This window comes from Verticiella sediminum, assembly GCF_007558815.1.
GTDB lineage: Bacteria > Pseudomonadota > Gammaproteobacteria > Burkholderiales > Burkholderiaceae_B > Verticiella > Verticiella sediminum.
On the sequence record NZ_VLTJ01000028.1, the window covers coordinates 1 to 14,423 of the forward strand.

Consider the following 14,423-nt stretch of genomic DNA (forward strand, 5'->3'; position numbering starts at 1 on the left):
GGCGGCCCGGCCCGATGGGCTCTCCGAGCGCACCCTCGCCCAACTGCATGCCGCGACCGCCGACGGCGAATTCGACGCTCGCCCCGGGCAGCTTCTGCTGCTCCACGGAACAACGTCCGACGGCATCCGCCGGACCCTGCTGGTCGGCATCGGCACAGGGTCGACGCTGGCCCCGGAAACCCTGCGCCGTGCCGCTGCGCAGGCCACTCGGCGCCTCCGGCAGGCCGGCATCGGCGACTGGCATCTGCGCCTGCCGGCCAACCTGCCCGCGAGCTGCCCGCCGGACATCGCGGCCCAGGCGATCACCGAGGGCATTCTGCTCGCCGGCTACGCCTTCACCGCCTATCGCAGCGGCGCCGACCAGGCCCGCGCAGCGCCGCTGGGCGCCGTCACGCTGTGGGCGTCCGATGCCGCGCAGGCCGCGGCCTGGCGCCGGGGCGTCGTGCGCGGCCAGACCGTCGGCGACGCCGCCTGGCTGGCGCGGGATCTGTGTCACCTGCCCGGCAACGCCCTGACGCCGCAGCGCTTTGCCGAGGTCGCCCTGGACATCGCGCAGACGTCGGGGCTGCGTGCCGAGGTGCTGGCCACCGAGGAACTCGCCCGCCTGGGCATGGGCGGGCTGCTGGGCGTCGCCGCCGGCAGCCGCGACGGCCCGCGCCTGGCGATCCTCGAACACGCCCCGCCTGGAACCGAGCGGCAGCGGCCGATCGTCCTCGTGGGCAAGACCGTCACGTTCGACAGCGGCGGCATCTCCCTCAAGGCGGCGCTGGACATGGAGCAGATGAAGGCCGACATGACGGGCGGCGCCGCCGTGCTGGCGGCCATGCGCGCCGCAGCGCGTACCGGCTTGCCCCGCCGTGTCGTCGCCCTGCTGGCCATCGTGGAGAACATGCCCGACGCCTCGGCGATGCGACCGGGCGACATCCTGCGCATGGCGTCGGGCGCGACGGTGGAAGTGCTGAACACCGATGCCGAAGGCCGTTTGATCCTCGCCGACGCGCTGCACTACGCCCGCCGCTTCGAACCCGCGTGCGTCATCGACATCGCCACGCTGACGGGCGCCAGCGCGGTGGTGTTCGGCTCGGCGTTCAACGCCCTGTTCTCGAGTGCCCCGGCCTATGCCGCACGCATGGAGCAGGCGGGTGCGCTCAGCGGCGAACGGCTCTGGCCGATGCCGCTCGCGCAGGCGTACGCCGAACGTCTGCACAGCGAGGTCGCCGATCTGCGCAACGTGGCGGGCCCGCAGGGCGCCATGCTGGTGGCGGCCGCCTTCCTCCAGCAGTTCGCCGCCGGCATGCCCTGGCTGCATCTGGACATCTACAACACCTGCTGGAACACCGAGGCGCACCCTTACCTGCCCAAGGGAGCGACCGGCGCCGGCACCCGCCTCCTGACCCAGTTTCTGCTCGATCTGCCGGCCGACGATCCGGCCGGCCCCTGACTTGCCCCATTCACCGGAGAAGCACCCATGCCCAAGACCGTCATTCATTCGCCCTACGTCGTCGAACCCGTCAACCCGCACTCCCAGGCGACGATGGCCGGCAACCATTTCTACACCGCCACCGTGGCGCTGAACCAGCAGGGCCAGGTCGTCGGCGTCGGCGACATCCGCGCGCAGACGCGACAGGCGCTGCAGAACCTCGCCCACCTGCTCGAGGCTGCCGGCGGCTCGCTGGACGACGTGGCGCGCGTCATGATCTATCTGACGGACATGCGCCACTTCGCCGGCATGAACGAGGTGTATGCCGAGTTCTTCCATGGCGACAGCCTGCCGTCGCGCGCGACGGTCACGGGCTCCATGGGCATGCCCGAGTTGATGGTCGAGTTCGACGTGATCGCCTACATCGAACGATGAACGCACCCGCCGATCTGTTCCGCTGGCCGCTCGCGGCCATCGCGCGCGCCCTGCGCGACGGCAGCCTGACGGCTCGCGCCATGCTGAGCCACTTCCAGGACCGAATCGAGCGGCTGAATCCCGTCGTCAACGCCTTCGCATGGCTCGATCCGGCGGCTCACCGCGCCGCCGACGTCAGCGACGAACACCTGCGTGCGGGCCGGCCGCGCAGCGAGCTGGAAGGCATCCCGGTGGCCGTGAAGGACAATCTGCTCGTGGCCGGTCAGCCGGCGACCTGGGGCTCGCCGCTCTACCAGCACTACCGACCCACGCATGACGAACTGCCGGTGGCGCGCCTGCGCGCCGCCGGCGCGATTCTGATCGGCAAGACCAACGTGCCGGAGTTCACGCTGCAGGGATACACCTGCAACCCGCTGTTCGGAGCCAGCCGCAACCCATGGAATCCGGCGCTCACGCCGGGAGGCTCCAGCGGCGGGGCCGCCGCCGCGGTCGCCGCCGGGCTCGTTCCGCTCGCGCTGTGCACCGACGGCGGCGGCTCGATCCGCCGCCCCGCCGCCCTGACGCACCTGCTCGGGTTCAAGCCCAGCACGGGACGCCTGGCGCGCCACGGCGGCTTCCCGGCCCTGCTGCTCGATTGCGAGGTGGTCGGGCCGATCGCGCGTTCGACCGAGGGCGCGCGCCGGCTCTTCGAGTGCCTGGCGGGGCCGAGCCCGCTCGACCCGTCCTCCTTCGCCCTGCCGCCGGCCCCGGCCGCGCACGGCGTCCGGCGGCGCATCCACTACGTCGATCACCTCCCGCCGCATCCGGTCGACCGCGGGATCCAGGCCGCCTGCCTGCAAGGCATGAGGCGCCTGGAGGCGCTGGGCCACACCGTCACGCACGGGCCCCTCCCCTTCGACGTGTCCGAGGTCGATGCAGCGTGGTCGCAGTTGGGCGGCATCGGCCTCGCCCTGCTGGCCCGGCGCGACCCCGAGTTCGCGCACCAGGCCTCGCCAGCCTTCGTCGATCTCGCGCGCGCGGGCGCAGCCTTGTCGGCGGCGGACCTGCTCGCCTGCCTGGAAACCCTGCAGGCGTTTCGCCGGACCGTGCGCGCAGCCTTCGCGGGAGTCGACATCATCGCGACGCCCTGCAGCGCCGCGCCGCCCTGGCCAGCCACCGAGATATACCCCGGGACCATCGACGGTGCGTCGGCGGCTCCCCGCAGCCATGCCGCCTTCACGGGCTGGGTCAATGCGTGCGGACACCCGGCCATCAGCCTTCCCGTCGCCGACGACCCCGCCGCGGGCCTCGCCGGCCTGCAGTTGATCGGCGACTTCGGCGCCGATCGCGCGCTGCTCGACCTTGCGCAACGCTACGAAACGGCCCACCCCTGGACGCAGCATTGGCCGGCGCTGGCGACGGCGCCGTGAGGACGGACGGGCGTTCTTCGCTGCGCATGCCGCGATCCGCCGTCCGGCGCCCGCCCGGGCCTCACCCCAGCAACGTCCTCACGTCCGCCACCATGTCCTCCACCGGCTGGCCGTAGCGGGCATACACCCGCACGTTGCCTTCGGGATCGAAGAAGTACAGGCCCGCCGAGTGGTCCATGGTATAGCCCTCGCCGCCCGGGCCGGGCACCTTGGCGTAGAAGGCCTTGAAGGCGCGCGCCGCATCGGCGAGCTGTTCGAGGTCGCCGCGCAGGCCCACGAAGGATCCGTCGAAATTGTCGAGGTACTCGCGGATGATCTGCGGGGTGTCGCGTTCGGGGTCCACCGTGATGAAGAGCACCTGCATGCGCTCGCCATCGGGGCCTAGCTGCCGCTTGACCTCGGTCAGCTCGGCCAGCGTGGTCGGGCATACGTCGGGGCACTGGATGAAGCCGAAAAACGCCACCGCGACCTTGCCCTTGAAATCCTCGGCGGAGCGCATCTCCCCCTCGGTGTCGGGCAGGCGCCAGTTCTGGCCGATGTCCGAACGGCCGACGTCCGTGCCGCGAAAGCTCGCGCTCTTGTCCAGGCAACCGGAGAGCAGGGCCGGCAGGGCGAGGCCCGCCGCACCGGCCGCCAACAGGCGCCGGCGAGCGGGTTTCAGGAGGGAATGCGTCATATCAGTTTCCGCGCTGCCGCCCGAAGGGGACTGAAGCCCCCGCGGGAGACAGCGAACGTAGTGAGCGTGGGAGTCGTTTCATTTCTGTTTTCCATGCCGCTGCGCGCTACCTCGACGTATGACACTGCGGTGGTGCGATCCAGGGCACGGCCGGATCCGGCTCCGCCGGTCCGCCCTTGGGGGGAGCGCGTCAGCGCGCAGGGGGGACCGTTCACCCCACCCAGTGATCGACCAGCAGCGCGCCGAACAGCAGGGCCAGATAAAGAATCGAGAATTTGAAGGCGCGGCGAGCCAGCTCGTCGCTGTAGGCGCGCCACAGGCGCCAGGCGTAGGCCACGAACCAGGCACCCAGGATCACCGCGGCCGCCAGGTAGAGCAGGCCGCTCATGTTGATGACGTAGGGCAGCAGCGTCACCCCGAACAAGGCGACCGAATACAGCAGGATCTGCAGGCGGGTGTAGCGCTCGCCGTGGGTGACGGGCAGCATGGGCAGCCCGGAATCGACGTAGTCCTGGCGGCGGTACAGGGCCAGCGCCCAGAAGTGCGGCGGCGTCCAGACGAAGATGATGAGCACCAGCAGCCAGGCCTGGGCCGGCACGGCGTCGGCCACGGCGGCCCAGCCCAGGGCCGGCGGCATCGCGCCGGACAGCCCGCCGATGACGATGTTCTGCGGCGTGCGCGGCTTGAGGATGACGGTATAGATGATCGCGTAGCCCACGAAAGTGGCGAAGGTGAGCCACATGGTGAGCGGATTCACCAGGTGATAGAGCACCAGCATGCCCAGGCCGCCCAGCACGCCCGAGGTGGCCAGGGTCTGCCCGGCCGGGATGTCGCCGCGCGCCGTGGCGCGGTGGCGGGTGCGGGCCATGCGCGCGTCGACCTCCTGCTCGATCAGGCAGTTGACGGCGAAAGCGGCGGCGGCGAGCAGCCAGATGCCGATGGTCGCGAAGACGATGGTATCGAGCGGCGGCAGGCCGGGCGAGGCGAGAAACATCCCGATCACCGCGCAGAACACGGCGAGCTGGGTGACCCGGGGCTTGGTCAGTACGAGGTACTGGCGCAGCCGCAAGCGGGCGGTGGAAGCGGACAAACCATTCATGATGCGAGGATTTTATCGTCGCCGGCCGGCGGTTGCCGACCGGCGCGCGCGGTGCGCACGGCAAGCGTCGTGCACGCCATGGTGAGCACGGCCGCGCCGCCGTTGTGCAGGACGGCGAGCAGCAGCGGCCATTGCAGGAAGATGGTGGCGATCCCGGTCAGGACCTGGAGCACGAGCACGCCGCCGAGCAGCCGCGCCGGCCCGCGCAGGCCTTCGTAGCGCCCAAGCCGGTGCGAGAGCCAGCCGAGATAGACGAAGACGACCACGGCAAAGTTCCGGTGCACCCAGTGGATCGCCGTGAGCCCGCTCTGGGAAATGATCTCTCCCGACGGCAGTTCGCCCAGCCCTCGCACCAGCGAGAAGCCGCCATGGAAATCCATCTCGGGCACCCAATCGCCATGACAGGTCGGGTAATCCAGGCAGGCGAGCGCCGCATAGTTGGTGCTGACCCAGCCGCCCAGGGCGATCTGGACCGCCAGCACGAGCAGGCCGAGCACGGCGGCCAGGCGCCAGCGCGCCGCCTCGGCGGGCACGGGTTCGTGCGGCTTCTGGCGCGCGCCCAGCCAGGTCAGCAGGGCCAGCAGCCCCATGCCGCCGAGCAGGTGGATGGTGACGATCAGCGGCATGAGCTTGTGCGTGACCGTCCAGGCGCCGAACGCCCCCTGCACGCAGACGGCCACGAAGCTCACGGTGGCGAGCAGGGGCGTTTGCTGCAGTAGCGCCCGATGGCGCCAGGCCATGTACATGATGGCGATGATGAGCATGCCCAGGATCGCGCCGACGTAGCGGTGGATCATCTCGATCCAGGCCTTGCCCAGCGTGACCGGCCCGAACGGCATGGTTTGCGCGGCCTCGCGGATGTGGTGCATGGCGCCGACCGGGCTGAAGCTGCTGTAGCACCCGGGCCAGTCCGGACACCCCAGCCCCGAATCCGACAGGCGCACGAAGGCGCCGAACATGACCAGGTCCAGCGTGAGGAACAGCGTGATGAAGACCAGCTTGCGGTAGCGGCTGCGCACGCGGGCGGCGTGGGAAATCCCGGTCATGCCCTAGCCCACCTGCGAGGCGAACAGCAGCTTGCCCAGATCGCCCCGCATGCGGATGGGGTCCGGATCCTCGGGAAAGCGCATCATGAGATTGTTCAACGGATCGACGATCCAGATGTGGTTCTCGGGATGCTCGCTGCCCGTGAAGGCACGCACCTGCTGCGCGTCGGCGCGCAGCATCAGCGTGCCCTCGTAGGCCGTGCGCACCGCGTCCGGCACGGGCGCGTCGTCCGTGATCAGCCAGACGCGCTCTATGCGAACCACGTTCTTGCCGGTGCTCGCGTGGTTCTGGCGCATCATGAACAGCTTGCGCGCGCACGATTCCGGGCAGGCCCCGCCGTCGACGGTGAGCAGCAGCCACTGGCCGCGCTCGTCGCGCAGGTCGACCGCCCTGCCCTGCAGATCGACCAGCCGCAGCGCGTCGGCAGGCGGCACCGGCCGCTGCGGTTCGAGCAGCGTCCCGTAGCTCTGGGCGCCGGCCGGCGCCCAGGATGGGTTCAGGTAGAGCGCGACGGCGACCAGCACAGGGGCCAGGCACACTGCCAGGACGAGCACCAGCGGCGTCAGCCGGCGCCGGGGCACGGCAGCGGGCCCCGGCTCAGCGGTTGCGGTTGCGGAAGGCTTTGACAACGATGACTCCCAAGGCAATCAAGGCAATGGCCGCGAAGGCGAACCACTGCAGGGCATAGCCCTTGTGTTTGGCAACATCCACGACAGGGCTGGGCCAGTCGCGCAGCAGGCCGTCGCCGGTGTCGTTGCGCTGCTCCAGCACCATGGGCAGCAGGGGCAGCCCGGTGGCGTCGGCCAGCGCCGCCACCGTGAGGTTCTGCAGCACCGGCGCACGCTCGTCCTCCCAGACGATCGGTGCAGCCGGCGCCGGTTCGCCCGGCGTCAGCGCGGACAGCTCGAACAGGCGCGGCACGTGTTCCAGCAACCGCCCCTCGACCGGCGCACCGGGGACCGGCGGCGGCGGCAAGGCCGGCGCCTCGCCGGGCCGCTCGCGCGGCTGCCACCCACGCAGCACCAGCACCGCGCGATCGCAGTCCACCGCCTCGCCCTCGGCCGGGTCGGGCGCATCGGGCAGCCCCAGGCACAGCGGGGTGGCCACCCAGCGGCCGGGCGCACCGTCGTGGTTGCGATTGTCCAGCAGCACCGTATAGCCCGGCTGCCAGGCGCCGGCTGCCGTGGCCGGACGCCAGGCGCCCAGCGTGCCCTGCGCCACGGCCGGTGTCAGCGCCAGCGGCGCCTGGGCCGCCGCACTCGCCATGGCGTCGGCCAGCGCGGTCTTCTCGGCCGAGCGGGACAGTTGCCAGCGTCCCGCCAGCAGGCAGACGGCGGCAATCGCCAAGAGCGCCACCAAGGCCAGCCACAGCCGCCAGCCACGCATCGGTGCGGGCTGCGGCGCGTGCACCGGCCCGCCAGCCCGGTTCACCATGCCCCCGGGAAACTACGGAAGCGCGCGACACGGGGGGCGCTGCGATAATGTTCGATTCGCAGGAGTCGGTACATGCGTATCATCGTAGGGCTCGCCTTCGGCGGCATACTCGTCAGCCTGGGTTCCGCCCTGTTCTATCTCATGCGGGATCAAGGGCGTTCGAAACGGACCGTCAAGGCCCTCACGGTACGGATCGGCCTTTCCGTCGCCCTGTTCATCTTCGTCCTGATCGCCTACGCACTGGGCTGGATCGAACCGACGGGCCTGCGCTGAGCGCCGGCGCCGCCCGGGCCCGTCCCGGCCGTCCGGCGGCCATGCGGAAGGCGTCGCGGCAGAGCCCAGCAACTTTAGCAGAGGCGCGCACCAGGTTGCCCGGTACGCGCCTCTGTTGGGACACTTCGCCCTAGGACATTTCGCCCCACCCCGGGGCGCACCGGCTCAGGTCCAGTAGACGAGCAGGTACAGGCCCAGCCAGACGACGTCCACGAAGTGCCAGTACCAGGCGGCCCCTTCGAAGCCGAAATGGTGCGTGGGCGTGAAATGCCCCCGGATCAGGCGGACCAGTACCACCGTGAGCATCAGGCCGCCGACCAGCACGTGAAAGCCGTGGAAGCCCGTGAGCATGTAGAACGTGGAACCGAAGATGCCCGAACTCAGCTTGAGGTTGAGATCCCGGTAGGCATGCATGTACTCGTAGGCCTGCACACCCAGGAAGATCGCGCCCAGCACGACGGTCAGGAACATCCAGAAGATGGTGCGGCTGCGATGGTTGGCGAGCAGCGCGTGGTGCGCGATGGTGAGCGTCACCCCCGAGGTGAGCAGCAGCGCGGTGTTGATGGTGGGCAGCCAGAACGGCCCGACCGACGCGAAGGGTTCGATGATGCCGGCGGGCCCGGTGTGTGGCCAGACCGCGGTGAAGTCCGGCCACAGGTACAGCCGGTGGTCGAGGTCGCCCAGCTCGGGAGTGGCGACCAGGCGCGCGTAGAACAGGGCGCCGAAAAAGGCCGCGAAGAACATCACCTCGGAGAAGATGAACCAGCCCATGCTCCAGCGATAGGAGATGTCGATGCGCCGGCCGTACAGACCGCCCTCGGACTCCTGGATGGCGTCGCCGAACCAGAAATAGAGCACCACCAGGAAGGCGAGCACCCCCGCCAGGGTGACCCACTTGCCGGCGGCTACGCCATTGACGAGCATGACCATGCCCAGCCCGAACAACAGGAGCGCGATGCTGCCGCGCACCGGATGGGCCGACAGCCCCGGGACGAAATAATAGGGCGCTTCCTTGCCCGGTGCGGTATGGCTTGCACTCATCCTGTTTCTCCCACGAATCCAGCCATCATCTTGTTGTCATCCGCCCGCGCTCAGGCGTGGGCGACCACCATCCGTACGATCACGATCAATGCCGCGACGAAGGCCGCGGCGGCGAGCAAGCCGGCGAGGATGACGTACACCGGATTCAACTGCCGGGCGTCGTCCTCATAGCCGCGATTGCGGCGCACCCCGAGGAAGGACCACAGCACCGCGCGCATGGTGCGCCAGAATCCGGCCTTGGGCGGCGGTGCCTCGCGGTTCTCCTGCATGCCTGCTTCCCCTCGCTAGGCGCCCAGCATCATGCGCCTGACCACATAGCCCAACAGGAACACCAGCGCCACCGACGCGAGAATCAGGCCCGTGCGTCGGTTGCGCCGGCGTTGTTCTTCATTCTGCACTTACTTCACCAGCGGCGGCGTTTCGAACGTGTGATGCGGCGCCGGCGACGGCACCGTCCACTCCAGCCCCTCGGCATGCCAGGGATTGGCCGGCGCCGGCACGCCCTGGCCACGGTAGGCCTTGACGACCACCCAGACCAGGATGAGCTGCGACAGGCCGAAGGCAAACGCGCCGATGGTCGAGATGCGGTGGAAATCCGTGAACTGGGTGGCGTAGTCCGCGTAGCGGCGCGGCATGCCGGCCAGGCCCAGGAAGTGCATCGGGAAGAAGGTGACGTTGAAGGAGATCAGCGAGCACCAGAAGTGCCACTTGCCCAGCCTTTCGTCATACATCACGCCGGTCCACTTGGGCAGCCAGTAGTAGGCGCCCGCGAACAGCGCGAACAGCGAACCCGCGACCAGGACATAGTGGAAGTGAGCCACCACGTAGTAGGTGTCGTGGACCTGGATGTCGATGGGCGCCACGGCCAGGATGAGACCGGTGAAGCCGCCGATCGTGAACACGAAGATGAACCCGACCGAAAACAGCATGGGCGTCTCGAAGGTCATCGCGCCGCGCCACATGGTGGCCAGCCAGTTGAAGATCTTCACGCCCGTGGGCACGGCGATCAGCATGGTGGCGTACATGAAGAAGAGCTGCCCCGTGACCGGCATCCCGGTGGTGAACATGTGGTGCGCCCAGACCATGAAGGAGAGCACCGCGATGGCGGACGTGGCGTACACCATCGAGGCGTAGCCGAAGAGCGGCTTGCGCGCGAAGGTGGGCACGATGGCCGAGACGATCCCGAACGCCGGCAGGATCATGATGTAGACCTCGGGGTGGCCGAAGAACCAGAAGATGTGCTGGTAGAGCACCGGGTCGCCGCCGGCCGCGGCGTTGAAGAAGGCGGTGCCGAAATGGCGGTCGGTCAGGACCATGGTGATCGCGCCGGCCAGCACGGGCATCACGGCGATCAGCAGGTAGGCGGTGATGAGCCAGGTCCAGCAGAACAGCGGCATCTTCATGAGCGTGAGCCCGGGCGCGCGCATGTTCAGGACGGTCACGATGATGTTGATCGCGCCCATGATCGAGGACGCGCCCATGATGTGCAGGGCGAAGATGGCGAAGTCCATCCCGGGACCCATCTGCACCGAGAGCGGAGCGTACAGCGTCCAGCCCGCGGCCGTGGCGCCGCCCGGCACGAAGAACGAGATCACGAGCAGCGTGGCAGCGGCCGGCAGCAGCCAGAAGCTGAAGTTGTTCATGCGCGCGAAGGCCATGTCCGACGCGCCGATCTGCAGCGGGATCATCCAGTTCGCGAAGCCCACGAAGGCCGGCATGATCGCGCCGAACACCATGATCACGCCGTGCATGGTGGTGAACTGGTTGAAGAGCTCCGGCTGGAAGAACTGGATCCCCGGCGAGAAAAGCTCAGTGCGCAGCAACAGCGCCAGGACCCCGCCCACCATCAGCATGATGAACGAGAACAGCATGTACATCGTGCCGATGTCCTTGTGGTTGGTGGCGAACAGCCACCGGCGCCACCCGTGCGGCATATCGTGCGCATGGTCGTGATCGTGTGCGTGGCCGTGGGCCTGGCCTGGCGGCACGTGATCGATCGGAGTGCTGCTCATGATGGTCGCTCCTTGACTGCTGCTGGTCGCGTCGGCGTGGTGTCGGCGCGACGCGGCTTGTGGGTTCAGGCACTGCGGGGCGCGCCTGGCGCGCCCGACGGCGTGGGCGTCAGCGCGCCGACGTGATGTCGGCCGGCTGCACCACCGGGTCCTCGCCATTGCCCTGGTTGCCCCAGGCATTGCGGGAGTAAGTGATCACGGCGGCGATCTCGACATCCGAGAGCTGCGCGAACGAGGCCATGGCCGTGCCCGGCTTGCCGTGCAGCAGCACGTCGATCTGGCCGGCCTTCGGCCCCAGCACGACCTTGTCGCCATCCAGCGCCGGAAAGCTGCCCGGCACCCCTTGCCCGGTAGCCTGGTGACAGGCCACGCAGTTGCTGGCGTAGACCTTCTCGCCACGCGCGATCAGTTCCTCGCCGGTCCATTCGCGGGTGGGGTCGTCGGCCGCGGCGGCCAGCAGCTTCTGCTGCTCCTCGACCCAGGCGACGTATTCGTCCTTCTCGACCACTTTCACCACGATGGGCATGTAGGCGTGGTCCTTGCCGCACAGCTCGGCGCACTGGCCGCGGAACTCGCCGGTGCGCTCGGCGCGGAACCAGGTATCGCGCAGGATGCCGGGGAAGGCGTCCTGTTTGACGCCCAGCGCCGGCACCATCCAGGAGTGGATGACATCGGCCGCGGTGGTCACCACCCGCACCTTGGTGTCGACCGGCACCACCAGGGGCTGGTCGACCTCGATCAGGTAGTTCACGTTCTTGGTTTCGTGCCCGTCGATCTGGGCGCGCGGCGTGGACAGGTTGGACAGGAAGGCGATGCCGGCGCCCTCGCCCTCGAGGTACTCGTAGCCCCATTTCCACTGATAGCCCGTTGCCTTCACGGTAAGCTCGGCGCTGGACGTGTCCTTCATGGCGACCACGGTGCTGGTGGCGGGCAGCGCCATCGCGATCACGATCAGGAAAGGCACGACGGTCCAGGCGACTTCCACGCCCAGGCTCTCGTGGAACGTGGCCGGCTTGACGCCGCGCGATTTGCGGTGCGCCCAGATGGAATAAAACATGACGCCGAAGACGGCGACGAAGATGAACAGGCAGATGCCGAGCATGAGCCAGTGCAGCCAGTGGATCTGGGCCGCGATCTGGGTCACGGGTTCGTGCATGTTCAATTGGTTGACGGCCGGGCCGCCCGGACTATCGCCTCGCTCCCACGCCCGGCCCGTACTACAGGCCAGTGCGCCGACCACACCCAGGCAAACACCCAACCACTTCTTCATGTCGACCTCGAAGTACACCGTTTTCTTATCGAACGCCGGGGCCAGCGCTACGCCATTGCGGCACAGCAGCGACCGAAACGCAAGCGTTCAGCCCGGCGCATGCGACTTCCGCACACGCGGCTGACGCCTTCCGGCGTCGTCTCCTCGGACACTCGTCGGCGCCCGTTCTTCTTCTGCAGGAACTCCACAGTGCAAGGCCAGCACACCGGCTGCCCGCACGCACCGCGCAACCCTACACAGGTTGATACATACTCGGCAACGTCAAACCCCGGAATTATAGGGGCTTGACTAAAATCGTGGCAAAAAATGACCTGGACTCAACGGCTCAGACTAGCAACCGTATAACCCATGCAGCCCAACCGCCGTCAACTGTTACACGAATTTCGTTCCCGCACCAGTACACCGCCGCCGGCGGATGCGTCGCGCGTCTGGCTCAAGGGGCACGCCTGCGGCTGGGCCAAGCCAGAGGCGGCCGCCGTCGTCGGCCTGCGCGAAGGGCGTGCGAGCCTGCCCGAGACCGACGACGGCCTGGCCGGGCTGGCCCGGCGGCTGCATGAGGCCGGCGTACTGTCGGGTTGGCGCAACGAACTGCTCGACGTGATGGGCGACGACGGCCGCGTGCTCGGCCGGATCGAACGCGCCACCATGCGTCCGCTGGGCCTGATGACCCGCGCGGTGCACCTGACGGCGTACGCGCCCGACGGCCGCCTGTGGGTTGCGCGGCGGGCCCTGCACAAGAACACCGACCCCGGCATGTGGGACACGCTGGTGGGCGGGCTGATCGCCGCGGGCGAATCCCCCGCCCTCGCCCTGGAGCGCGAAAGCGACGAGGAGGCGGGCCTGACGCCGGCGCATTTGCGCGATGCGCAGCCGATCGGCGACTTCCTGGTCACCCGGCGCGTACCCGAGGGCTACCAACGGGAACACGTGCTGGTGACCGATTGCGTGCTGCCGCCCGACTGCACGCCGTGCAATCGCGACGGCGAAGTCGAGGAGATCCGGCTGGCCCCCGCCGAGGAGGTGCTGGCCGGCATCGCCGATCACCAGTACACGGCCGAAGCCTCGCTGGCGATCCTGATCTCGCTGGAAGCGGCAGCCCGGCCGGGCTGAGCTCTCGAAGGCTTTCGCGGCGCGGGTCGCCGCCGGGAAGCCGGTGCACTCGCCTGCGGGCGGCTGCAGCGCCTGGAGCCGCGCTGCTCAGCATCCGCCGATCTCCGCATACCCGCATGCGCGGCGGTGCCCCGGCGCGCACTGCCGCCCCGGGCGCAGCCCCGACCGTTCAGGGGGGGCTGTCGCCCTCCGCGCGCCAGGCCTCGAACGCAGCGCGCGCCGCCGCCGTGAGCGCTTCGTACGCGATCTCGGTGCGCCGGTGCAGGATCAGCGCGGCATAGGGCTCGGCCAGCGCGGCGGCCTCGGGGCACAGGCGCCGCTCCTCCCCCTGCGAAGGGCGGCGCGAGCGCCAGTAGTTGATGGCGCGCTCCAGCTCGGTGATGGGAATGGTCATGGTGGACTCCTGCGGACAGTCTAATACTCGCCCGCTGCCCCCGCACGCCGGCCATGAGTGATAATCGAACCAGGTCTAACGGAGGAATCCATGAGCAGCACGTCCGGCAATCCCTTCATCTTTCCCGGCATGGGCCTGGGCAACACGCCCGGCGAGACTTCCGGCAACCCTATCCTGCAGAGCATGGAGATGATGCGGCAAGCCTGGGCCGGCCTGGGCGGCAGCACACCGTTCGGAAGCGCCCTGCCCGCCAACCCGATTCTCAACCCCGAGGAGCTCGACCGTCGCATCCAGGAGCTGAATGCGGTCGCCAGTTGGCTGCGCCTGAACCTGAACATGGTGCAAGGCTCGATCCAGGCCCTGGAGGTGCAGCGGGCCACCCTCGCCACCCTGCGCTCCTTCGCCAGCATGGGCGCCGGCATGGCGCAGTCGGGCGAGCATCCGCCGAGTGGGCCGTCGCCGCTCGACATCGCTCTGGCAGCCAAGCCTGGCCGGCGCAACCATCCCGAAGCGCCGCCCCAGGCGAACGAGGACAACACCGAGCCGCCACCCGACACGGCCGCCGCCGCGGATGCCACGGCACAAGCCCCTTCCGCGCAGCAGGCGTGGTGGAACCTGCTGCAGAACCAGTTCAACCAGATCGCGCAGGCCGCCGCCGCCACCCTGCCCAGCACCAGCACCAGCACGCCGACCGACAAACCAGCCCGGAAGCCGGCAGCCCAGTCAACCGCCGCATCGCGCAAGGCCGCGCCACGCAAGGCCGCCCGCAAGAGCACGCCGCGCAAGTCGGGCTGAGCGGGAGG

At 69.2% G+C, this 14,423-nt stretch carries 17 protein-coding genes; 6 read left to right on the forward strand and 11 right to left on the reverse strand.

All coding sequences use genetic code 11. The features are described from left to right. From FOZ76_RS13725 to FOZ76_RS13735, 3 genes are all read left to right on the forward strand, one after another. Nucleotides 1-1,441 (forward strand): leucyl aminopeptidase family protein (locus FOZ76_RS13725; RefSeq protein WP_143948844.1); only part of this gene is annotated, 1,441 nt, incomplete at its 5' end. 27 nt (nucleotides 1,442-1,468) lie between these two features. Continuing rightward, the gene (locus tag FOZ76_RS13730) at nucleotides 1,469-1,855 is read left to right on the forward strand and encodes a RidA family protein (RefSeq protein WP_143948845.1); all 387 of its coding nucleotides are present in this window, start codon (nucleotides 1,469-1,471) and stop codon (nucleotides 1,853-1,855) included. Continuing rightward, nucleotides 1,852-3,264, forward strand: coding sequence for an amidase (locus tag FOZ76_RS13735; RefSeq protein WP_143948846.1), 1,413 nt, complete (start codon nucleotides 1,852-1,854; stop codon nucleotides 3,262-3,264). The genes FOZ76_RS13730 and FOZ76_RS13735 overlap by 4 nt, the downstream gene beginning before the upstream one ends. Nucleotides 3,265-3,325: 61 nt before the next feature. Here the strand turns inward: FOZ76_RS13735 and FOZ76_RS13740 are convergent, their stop codons facing one another. The 5 genes from FOZ76_RS13740 to FOZ76_RS13760 all read right to left on the reverse strand — a co-directional run bounded on the left by FOZ76_RS13740 (nucleotide 3,326) and on the right by FOZ76_RS13760 (nucleotide 7,520). After that, nucleotides 3,326-3,940 carry an SCO family protein gene (locus FOZ76_RS13740; protein WP_143948847.1) on the reverse strand — a complete coding sequence of 205 codons (615 nt, stop codon included), beginning with the start codon at nucleotides 3,938-3,940 and terminating at the stop codon, nucleotides 3,326-3,328. Between the two features lie 211 nt (nucleotides 3,941-4,151). Continuing rightward, on the reverse strand, nucleotides 4,152-5,030 hold the full coding sequence (cyoE, locus tag FOZ76_RS13745; protein ID WP_425473280.1) for a heme o synthase: 879 nt from the start codon (nucleotides 5,028-5,030) through the stop codon (nucleotides 4,152-4,154). Nucleotides 5,031-5,035: 5 nt separating this feature from the next. Beyond that, nucleotides 5,036-6,085 carry a COX15/CtaA family protein gene (locus tag FOZ76_RS13750; RefSeq protein WP_143948849.1) on the reverse strand — a complete coding sequence of 350 codons (1,050 nt, stop codon included), beginning with the start codon at nucleotides 6,083-6,085 and terminating at the stop codon, nucleotides 5,036-5,038. Nucleotides 6,086-6,088: 3 nt separating this feature from the next. Next, nucleotides 6,089-6,715, reverse strand: coding sequence for an SCO family protein (locus FOZ76_RS13755; RefSeq protein WP_246129500.1), 627 nt, complete (start codon nucleotides 6,713-6,715; stop codon nucleotides 6,089-6,091). Then, the gene (locus FOZ76_RS13760; protein ID WP_246129501.1) at nucleotides 6,684-7,520 is read right to left on the reverse strand and encodes an SURF1 family protein; all 837 of its coding nucleotides are present in this window, start codon (nucleotides 7,518-7,520) and stop codon (nucleotides 6,684-6,686) included. Before FOZ76_RS13760 ends, FOZ76_RS13755 begins: the two co-directional genes overlap by 32 nt. A 72-nt stretch (nucleotides 7,521-7,592) precedes the next feature. Between FOZ76_RS13760 and FOZ76_RS13765 the strand changes: the two genes are divergently transcribed. Next, on the forward strand, nucleotides 7,593-7,793 hold the full coding sequence (locus FOZ76_RS13765; RefSeq protein WP_143948851.1) for a twin transmembrane helix small protein: 201 nt from the start codon (nucleotides 7,593-7,595) through the stop codon (nucleotides 7,791-7,793). 165 nt (nucleotides 7,794-7,958) lie between these two features. Here the strand turns inward: FOZ76_RS13765 and FOZ76_RS13770 are convergent, their stop codons facing one another. The 5 genes from FOZ76_RS13770 to coxB form a co-directional block, all read right to left on the reverse strand. Continuing rightward, entirely contained in the window at nucleotides 7,959-8,834 is an 876-nt protein-coding gene (locus FOZ76_RS13770; RefSeq protein ID WP_143948852.1) for a cytochrome c oxidase subunit 3, read from the reverse strand. 50 nt (nucleotides 8,835-8,884) lie between these two features. After that, a complete protein-coding gene (locus tag FOZ76_RS13775) occupies nucleotides 8,885-9,103 on the reverse strand; it encodes a DUF2970 domain-containing protein (RefSeq protein ID WP_143948853.1) in 219 nt (72 codons plus the stop codon). A gap of 15 nt (nucleotides 9,104-9,118) precedes the next feature. Continuing rightward, nucleotides 9,119-9,232, reverse strand: coding sequence for a cytochrome oxidase small assembly protein (locus tag FOZ76_RS27710; RefSeq protein WP_211366245.1), 114 nt, complete (start codon nucleotides 9,230-9,232; stop codon nucleotides 9,119-9,121). Further along, nucleotides 9,233-10,846, reverse strand: a complete 1,614-nt coding sequence (ctaD, locus tag FOZ76_RS13780) for a cytochrome c oxidase subunit I (RefSeq protein WP_143948854.1) — start codon at nucleotides 10,844-10,846, stop codon at nucleotides 9,233-9,235. Nucleotides 10,847-10,955: 109 nt separating this feature from the next. Beyond that, entirely contained in the window at nucleotides 10,956-12,116 is a 1,161-nt protein-coding gene (coxB, locus tag FOZ76_RS13785) for a cytochrome c oxidase subunit II (RefSeq protein ID WP_143948855.1), read from the reverse strand. Between the two features lie 348 nt (nucleotides 12,117-12,464). Here coxB and FOZ76_RS13790 point away from each other — a divergent pair, with 348 nt between their 5' ends. Next, nucleotides 12,465-13,226 (forward strand): NUDIX hydrolase, encoded by a 762-nt coding sequence (locus FOZ76_RS13790; protein WP_143948856.1) that lies wholly within the window; start codon nucleotides 12,465-12,467, stop codon nucleotides 13,224-13,226. Between the two features lie 169 nt (nucleotides 13,227-13,395). On the opposite strand, the gene FOZ76_RS13795 is transcribed toward FOZ76_RS13790, so the two are convergent. After that, nucleotides 13,396-13,620 (reverse strand): DUF3717 domain-containing protein, encoded by a 225-nt coding sequence (locus FOZ76_RS13795; protein ID WP_143948857.1) that lies wholly within the window; start codon nucleotides 13,618-13,620, stop codon nucleotides 13,396-13,398. Nucleotides 13,621-13,710: 90 nt separating this feature from the next. Between FOZ76_RS13795 and FOZ76_RS13800 the strand changes: the two genes are divergently transcribed. Next, nucleotides 13,711-14,415, forward strand: a complete 705-nt coding sequence (locus tag FOZ76_RS13800) for a PhaM family polyhydroxyalkanoate granule multifunctional regulatory protein (RefSeq protein WP_143948858.1) — start codon at nucleotides 13,711-13,713, stop codon at nucleotides 14,413-14,415. Nucleotides 14,416-14,423: the final 8 nt, after the last annotated feature.

What these genes read in the sequence shown, in the direction of transcription:
- FOZ76_RS13730 (WP_143948845.1), top strand. Translation starts at nt 1,469, where the DNA reads ATGCCCAAGACCGTCATTCATTCGCCCTACGTCGTCGAACCCGTCAAC.
- FOZ76_RS13735 (WP_143948846.1), top strand. Translation starts at nt 1,852, where the DNA reads ATGAACGCACCCGCCGATCTGTTCCGCTGGCCGCTCGCGGCCATCGCG.
- FOZ76_RS13740 (WP_143948847.1), bottom strand. Translation starts at nt 3,940, where the DNA reads ATGACGCATTCCCTCCTGAAACCCGCTCGCCGGCGCCTGTTGGCGGCC.
- FOZ76_RS13750 (WP_143948849.1), bottom strand. Translation starts at nt 6,085, where the DNA reads ATGACCGGGATTTCCCACGCCGCCCGCGTGCGCAGCCGCTACCGCAAG.
- FOZ76_RS13760 (WP_246129501.1), bottom strand. Translation starts at nt 7,520, where the DNA reads ATGGTGAACCGGGCTGGCGGGCCGGTGCACGCGCCGCAGCCCGCACCG.
- FOZ76_RS13765 (WP_143948851.1), top strand. Translation starts at nt 7,593, where the DNA reads ATGCGTATCATCGTAGGGCTCGCCTTCGGCGGCATACTCGTCAGCCTG.
- FOZ76_RS13770 (WP_143948852.1), bottom strand. Translation starts at nt 8,834, where the DNA reads ATGAGTGCAAGCCATACCGCACCGGGCAAGGAAGCGCCCTATTATTTC.
- FOZ76_RS13775 (WP_143948853.1), bottom strand. Translation starts at nt 9,103, where the DNA reads ATGCAGGAGAACCGCGAGGCACCGCCGCCCAAGGCCGGATTCTGGCGC.
- ctaD (WP_143948854.1), bottom strand. Translation starts at nt 10,846, where the DNA reads ATGAGCAGCACTCCGATCGATCACGTGCCGCCAGGCCAGGCCCACGGC.
- coxB (WP_143948855.1), bottom strand. Translation starts at nt 12,116, where the DNA reads ATGAAGAAGTGGTTGGGTGTTTGCCTGGGTGTGGTCGGCGCACTGGCC.
- FOZ76_RS13790 (WP_143948856.1), top strand. Translation starts at nt 12,465, where the DNA reads ATGCAGCCCAACCGCCGTCAACTGTTACACGAATTTCGTTCCCGCACC.
- FOZ76_RS13795 (WP_143948857.1), bottom strand. Translation starts at nt 13,620, where the DNA reads ATGACCATTCCCATCACCGAGCTGGAGCGCGCCATCAACTACTGGCGC.
- FOZ76_RS13800 (WP_143948858.1), top strand. Translation starts at nt 13,711, where the DNA reads ATGAGCAGCACGTCCGGCAATCCCTTCATCTTTCCCGGCATGGGCCTG.